At 75.3% G+C, this 1,206-nt stretch carries 2 protein-coding genes; one reads left to right on the top strand and one right to left on the bottom strand.

All coding sequences use genetic code 11. The features are described from left to right. Positions 1-1,047 (bottom strand): murein biosynthesis integral membrane protein MurJ (gene murJ / locus AC529_RS06380; RefSeq protein ID WP_332307051.1); only part of this gene is annotated, 1,047 nt, incomplete at its 3' end. Between murJ and AC529_RS06375 the strand changes: the two genes are divergently transcribed. Continuing rightward, the coding region (locus AC529_RS06375; RefSeq protein ID WP_083948074.1) for a heavy-metal-associated domain-containing protein at positions 1,046-1,206 on the top strand (161 nt) is incomplete at its 3' end. The genes murJ and AC529_RS06375 overlap by 2 nt on opposite strands.

Below are 1,206 nucleotides of genomic sequence, written 5' to 3'. Positions count from 1 at the left end.
GGCCGCGGCGAGCGCCACGGCCGCCGCGCTGACGGCGATGAGACAGGCGCGCGTCCCCACCGCCAGGACCCGGTCGTAGCCGGCCCGGTCCCGCTGCCCGTGGTACTCCGCCAGGGCGGTGAACGCGCTGGTGGCGATGGGCACCGCCACCACCCCGTAGGGCAGGGTGAACAGCGCCCAGGCGTAGCTGTAGAGCACGCCGCTGCCCCCGCCGCCGCCGTGGTTGGCCAGCCACATCGACACGAGCAGGGCCACCTGCATGGCGACCAGCGGCAGCAGCGCGGCCAGCGCCAGGGAGCGCGCCCGCGCCGCCACCCCCGGCGGGAAGGACAGCATCGGCCGCAGCCCCAGCCGCATCCGCAGTACCGGGACCAGAGCGGTGAGGAACAGCGCGGCCACTCCGGCGGTGGTGCCCACGGAGAGCACGAGCTCGGCGGCGGTAGGCAGCGCGCGGGCCTCCACGGCCCCGGAGCTCAGCGGAACGAACGCCAGGTAGGCGCAGGCGACGACGAGGCTGGACACCAGCGGCGCCAGCGCGGGGGCGAGGAAGCGCCGGTGCGCCTGGAGGATTCCGTACAGCACCGCGGCCAGGCCGTAGCACAGCACCTGCGGGGCGAAGACCGCCAGGAACCGCGCGGCGAGTGCGAGCAGGTCGGAGCCGCCGCAGCCCCGCGTCCCGGCCAGCAGGGCCGCCGCGACCGCCTCCGCGGACGCGGCGAGCAGCAGGCTCAGCGGCACGGCCACGAGCACCACCCAGGTGACGAGCGCCGAGGCGGTGCGGCGCACATAGGCGGTGTCGCCCCTGCGGGCCGCGTCCGCCAGCAGCGGCACCGCCGTCCCCGACAGGGCGCCGCCGATGACGATCTCGTACAGCACGGTCGGCACCTGGTTGGCGGTGACGTAGGCGGTGCCCAGGCAGTTGTCTCCGACCGTCTGCGCGAACACGACGGTCCGACCGAATCCGGCGGCGCGTGCGACGACGGTGACGGCGCTGATGAGCACCGCGGCTCCCGCCACGGAGATCCCCGCCCGCCGCGCCCGGGCCATGGCCAGCACCACCATCACCGTCACCGGCATGACCTGCGGACACTGCGTGAGCTCGGTGAAGGAGGAGATCGGCGAACTGCCGGGCGTGACCGACGTGCGCGTGGACCTGGCGAGCGGACGGGTCGAGATCGACAGCGCGGCCCCGCTCGACGCCGAGCA

It is taken from the genome of Thermobifida cellulosilytica TB100, assembly GCF_001517975.1.
GTDB classification, from domain to species: Bacteria; Actinomycetota; Actinomycetes; order Streptosporangiales; family Streptosporangiaceae; genus Thermobifida; species Thermobifida cellulosilytica.
Note: the sequence above shows the minus strand (reverse complement) of the source record. Positions and strands in the feature narration are given on the sequence as shown.